Annotated in this window: 4 protein-coding genes and 1 rRNA gene; 4 read left to right on the top strand and 1 reads right to left on the bottom strand. The window is 55.9% G+C overall.

What is annotated here, in order from left to right:
• The coding region (locus NWQ23_RS03360) for an AAA family ATPase (protein WP_306164828.1) at positions 1-2,099 on the top strand (2,099 nt) is incomplete at its 5' end.
• 58 nt (positions 2,100-2,157) lie between these two features.
• On the opposite strand, the gene NWQ23_RS03355 is transcribed toward NWQ23_RS03360, so the two are convergent.
• On the bottom strand, positions 2,158-2,634 hold the full coding sequence (locus NWQ23_RS03355) for a fasciclin domain-containing protein (protein WP_306164827.1): 477 nt from the start codon (positions 2,632-2,634) through the stop codon (positions 2,158-2,160).
• Between the two features lie 281 nt (positions 2,635-2,915).
• On the opposite strand from NWQ23_RS03355, the gene msrP reads away from it, so the two are divergent.
• From msrP to NWQ23_RS03340, 3 genes are all read left to right on the top strand, one after another.
• Positions 2,916-3,818 carry a protein-methionine-sulfoxide reductase catalytic subunit MsrP gene (gene msrP, locus NWQ23_RS03350; protein ID WP_306164826.1) on the top strand — a complete coding sequence of 301 codons (903 nt, stop codon included), beginning with the start codon at positions 2,916-2,918 and terminating at the stop codon, positions 3,816-3,818.
• A 1-nt stretch (position 3,819) separates the two neighbouring features.
• Complete coding sequence (msrQ, locus tag NWQ23_RS03345; RefSeq protein WP_306164825.1) at positions 3,820-4,437, top strand: protein-methionine-sulfoxide reductase heme-binding subunit MsrQ; 618 nt, start codon at positions 3,820-3,822, stop codon at positions 4,435-4,437.
• Between the two features lie 790 nt (positions 4,438-5,227).
• A 16S ribosomal RNA gene (locus tag NWQ23_RS03340) occupies positions 5,228-5,361 on the top strand; the annotation flags it as partial.

Here is a 5,361-nt window from a genome sequence, read left to right as displayed (position 1 = left end):
CCGAGCAAGGCAAGATCGACCCGATCATTGGCCGCGACGAAGAAATTCGCCGCGCGATGCAGGTTCTGTCGCGCCGGACCAAGAACAACCCCGTGCTGATCGGTGAACCCGGTGTGGGTAAAACTGCGATTGCCGAAGGCTTGGCTTTGCGCATCGTCGATGGCGATGTTCCCGAAAGCTTGCGCAACAAACGCCTTATGGCGCTGGACATGGGCGCGCTGATCGCTGGCGCAAAATATCGTGGTGAGTTTGAAGAGCGGTTGAAAGCGGTTCTCAAAGAGATCGAATCCGCCGCTGGCGAAATCATCCTCTTCATCGACGAGATGCACACCCTTGTGGGTGCTGGCGCCTCTGAGGGGTCGATGGATGCCGCCAACCTGATCAAACCTGCCTTGGCGCGGGGCGAATTGCACTGCGTGGGTGCAACGACCCTGACCGAGTACCGCAAGTATGTGGAGAAGGATGCCGCCTTGGCCCGCCGTTTCCAGCCTTTGATGGTGGAAGAACCGACAGTGTCGGACACGATCAGTATTCTGCGCGGTATCAAGGAAAAGTATGAACTCCACCACGGCGTTCGGATTTCGGACAGCGCTTTGGTTGCTGCGGCAACCCTTTCGCACCGTTATATCACTGACCGGTTTTTGCCTGACAAGGCTATCGACCTGATGGACGAGGCCGCCAGCCGCTTGCGGATGGAAGTGGATAGTAAGCCCGAAGAACTGGATGCGCTCGACCGCCAGATCCTGCAATTACAGATCGAAAGCGAAGCGCTCAAGAAAGAGGATGACAAGGCCTCCAAGGATCGGCTTGAAAAGCTGCAAAAGGAACTGGCGGACCTGCAAGAGCGCGGATCAGAGATGACCGCGAAATGGCAGGCCGAGCGGGACAAGCTGGAAAGCACACGCGATGTGAAGGAAAAGCTGGACCGTGCCCGCGCTGATCTGGATATCGCCAAGCGCGAAGGCAATCTGGCGAAAGCCGGAGAGCTGTCTTACGGCGTGATCCCGCAGTTGGAGCGTTTGGTTGCCGAGGTCGAAGCCAATGACGACCTGATGGTCGAAGAGGCGGTGCGCCCCGAACAAATCGCCGAAGTTGTCGAGCGTTGGACGGGTATCCCGACCTCCAAGATGCTGGAAGGCGAACGCGACAAGCTCCTGCGCATGGAAGACGAGTTGGGCAAGCGCGTGATTGGCCAGAAATCAGCGGTAAAAGCCGTGGCCAATGCCGTGCGCCGTGCCCGCGCCGGGCTGAACGACGAGAACCGGCCGCTGGGGTCGTTCCTCTTCCTCGGCCCAACGGGTGTGGGTAAGACCGAACTGACCAAGGCCGTGGCCGAGTACCTCTTTGACGATGACTCTGCCATGGTCCGCATCGATATGTCCGAGTTCATGGAGAAACACGCGGTATCGCGTCTGATCGGCGCGCCTCCGGGCTATGTCGGCTATGACGAAGGCGGCGTGCTGACCGAAGCCGTGCGGCGCAGGCCTTATCAGGTGGTGCTGTTCGACGAGGTCGAGAAGGCGCACCCTGATGTCTTTAACGTGCTCTTGCAGGTGCTTGATGACGGTATCCTGACCGACGGGCAGGGGCGGCATGTGGATTTCAAGCAAACGCTGATTATCCTTACCTCCAACCTTGGGGCGCAGGCGCTCAGCCAGCTACCCGATGGGGCCGATGCGTCTGATGCCAAGTTAGAAGTGATGGAGGCTGTGCGCGGGCATTTCCGGCCAGAGTTCCTGAACCGACTGGACGAGACGATCATCTTTGACCGTCTGGCCCGCGAGGATATGGCAGGGATCGTGACGATCCAGATCGGATTGCTTGAAAAGCGGCTTGCAGGGCGCAACGTGCATCTTGATCTGGATGAGGCCGCGCTGAAATGGCTGGCGGATGAAGGCTATGATCCAGTGTTCGGTGCGCGTCCGCTCAAGCGGGTGATCCAGCGCGCATTACAAGACCAACTGGCCGAGATGATCCTCGCTGGTGATGTCATGGATGGTGATACGATCACTGTGAGCGCAGGTGTGGACGGGTTGCTGGTGGGGGACCGGATCTCTGCCACCAACAGTCCGCGACCTGACAAAACGATCGTGCACTAACCCCAAATGAAAAAGCCCCGGTCGATTGACCGGGGCTTTGTTTACCGGAGAACCGGATTTAGCTTGGTGGCAGGATCACTGCATCGATGACGTGGATCACGCCGTTGGATGCTTCGATGTCTGCTGTCACGACGTTTGCGCCGTTGACAGTGACGCCACCCTCTGTGCCGATCGTGATATCAGCGCCATTGACTGTTGCGGCCATCATGCCGTCGGACAGGTCCGTTGACATCACTTTGCCTGCAACCACGTGGTATGTCAGGATCGCAGCCAGTGCTTCCGGATCAGCCAGAAGGCCTTCGACTGTACCTGCGGGCAGGGCAGCAAATGCCTCATCCGTTGGTGCGAAGACGGTGAACGGGCCTTCGCCCTTCAGTGTGTCGACCAGACCAGCGGCTTCAACAGCAGCAACCAGCGTTGTGAAGGTGCCAGCACCTACCGCAGTGTCAACGATGTCCATGGAATGACCAGCCGCAAAAGCGGATGACGACATGGCCGTTGTGGCTGCAAGAGCGATAAAAGTTCTACGTAGCATTGGTATTTCTCCCAGTTTCAAGGAATGCCTTTCTTGCGGCATCGTTCCTTGTACGGAGCGCCAAAGCCTTGGATCATCAGAAGAAAACCGCCGAGTGGGCTTGACGGATGTCCAATCTCTCCTAAGCCAAGCACAGCTTTTTTTTCCAATCACACCTGCGTGAGAACATGTGATTGATCCGCTGGTTTTTGGAACATTTCAATCGACTGGCGGCATCGTGAGACACCTTTCAATTATTATGCCCTATATAGTTTCGCGAACAGACATGAATGGAGACCGTAATGGCTTATCGCTGGAAGAACGACCTGACCCGCGCGGACGTCACGCCAAAAGACAGTTATTTGAATAGGCGCCAGATTCTGACGGGCACCGCGGGACTGGGGGCGATTGGCCTGATCGGTTCCGCGGCCGCTGCGCAGGGCGGGCTTGAACCAAATACGCTCGAAGAAATCAGGAGCTACAATAACTTCTATGAATTCGGCACCGGCAAAACCGATCCGGCGCAGAACGCACATAAGATGGTCACATCGCCTTGGTCGATCAAAGTGGATGGTATGGTCAACAATCCCGGTGACTATGCACTTGCCGATCTGCTGGATGGTCTGACGGTCGAGGATCGCATCTATCGTTTCCGCTGCGTCGAAGCCTGGTCGATGGTCATTCCGTGGAACGGGATCGAGCTTGCCGATATCCTGAACAAGGTTGGCGTGCAGTCGGGTGCCAAATATGTTGCCTTTGAAACCGCAGTGCAGCCAGAAAACATGATCGGCGTACAGCGCCGCGTGCTGGACTTCCCTTATGTCGAGGGTTTGCGTCTGGATGAGGCGATGCATCCGCTGACGCTGATGGCGACAGGGATCTATGACGAGCCGATGGCGAACCAGAATGGCGCCCCGATCCGTTTGGTCGTGCCGTGGAAGTACGGCTTCAAGTCGATCAAGTCGATTGTACGGATCACTCTCACCGACCGCCGCCCACCGATTAGCTGGAATGTCGCCAACGGTCGCGAATACGGCTTCTATAGTAATGTGAACCCGACAGTGGATCACCCGCGCTGGAGCCAGGCAACCGAGCGCCGGATTGGTGGCGGCCTGTTCGCCGCGCGTCAGGATACACTGATGTTCAATGGCTACCCGGAAGTCGCCAGCCTTTACGAAGGCATGGACCTGACGGTGAACTTCTAAAATGGACGTCGCGCAAACCATCAACGGCGGCCTGCGCAAGGTTCCAGCGTGGACTATATATATAGTCGGCGCGATTTACGCGGTTTGGCAGTTCTGGCTCGCCCTGAACCAGATCGGTCCGTACTTGGTCGAACCGATCAATGTGCTCGAGCGGGCCTATGGTGAAGTGGGGCTCAAGCTGCTGGTGCTGGGCCTGCTGATCACGCCGCTGCGCAAGTGGACCGGCGTAAACCTTATCAAGTTTCGCCGTGCGATAGGTGTCACGACATTCTTCTTCGTCTTGGCGCATTTTCTCGTCTTCGCGATTCTGGATGTTCAAAGCCTAGAGCGCGTCTGGACCGAGATCGTGAAGCGGCCTTATGTGACAGTCGGCATGTTGTCCTTTGTCTTGATGATCCCCTTGGCTTTGACATCGAACAATCTGTCTGTTCGCAAGTTGGGTGCCGCCAGCTGGCGCCAGCTCCACAAGCTGACATATCCGATCGCGATTCTTGGTGCTGTTCACTATCTGTGGCTAGTGAAGGGGTTTCAGCTGGAGCCGATCATCTACTTGGTGATCATCTTGGGGCTTGTTGCGACTCGCTATGTCTCGTTGGAGCGCAAAAGGCAGGTCGCCTGACGCCAATCAGAGCACTTGATTCATGGGCCTGGCAGTAAAACTGCCGGGCCTTTGTGTTTCTAGGGGGTGAATCGCTGCGAGTCGGTGCCGCGACTCGGAGGTGATTTGCTTTTTGCCAAGTGAATCGGGGTGATTCAGGGTGATTTGGGTGTCTGAGTCTGTCCGACACTGGGAGAGTCTTGTGGGTGATCCTGTGGATAACCCCAAATCTGGTATGTTCCGTTTCCATTCTGCCTAAGAAAATTGCGATGCGACCTAGGGTCGGCGCAATGAAACTGCCGTAACCCCCTAAAAACATGGGGAAAATAGGCTTTGTCATAAAAAATGCATTTTTCTCAAAAAAAGGGGTTGCGGGTCTCAGCCACTAACCGTAGAACCCCCCTCACCGGCGGCGCTAACAAGCACCAACGGGGCGCCAGACGGACCACACGGAAGCGGAAACGCAGACAGTCGGTAACGAGACGCAAAACTAAAAACAGAGATAATGCAGGCGGGGCGCGCCATAAAGTTAGGGCGCATCTGGTCACTTTTGTCTCTACGCTGTTTGAAATTGATATATCTGAAGAGATATGTGGGCGGTTTGGTTCAGTTCGATGGATCAGACGTCTGTATATCAACGCTCTTAGAACTTCGGTTCGATGATAGAGTGTCAGCTTCACTGTTTGAGTGGCTCTTGGTTAACTTTGTTAACTGAAAGCACAACAAACAGAGAAACGCCATTTGGTTTCAGTAAGGCCAAGTGGTGATGTGCAGAGGTTCGAACGTCAAGGACAGCATCGCAAGATGCTTTCAACTTGAGAGTTTGATCCTGGCTCAGAACGAACGCTGGCGGCAGGCCTAACACATGCAAGTCGAGCGCACTCTTCGGAGTGAGCGGCGGACGGGTTAGTAACGCGTGGGAATATACCCTTCACTACGGAATAG

Source organism: Yoonia sp. (assembly GCF_030731595.1).
In the GTDB taxonomy this organism is placed as follows: Bacteria; Pseudomonadota; Alphaproteobacteria; order Rhodobacterales; family Rhodobacteraceae; genus Yoonia.
The sequence above is the reverse complement of the archived record's forward strand: the minus strand, read 5'-3'. Positions and strand labels throughout refer to the sequence as shown.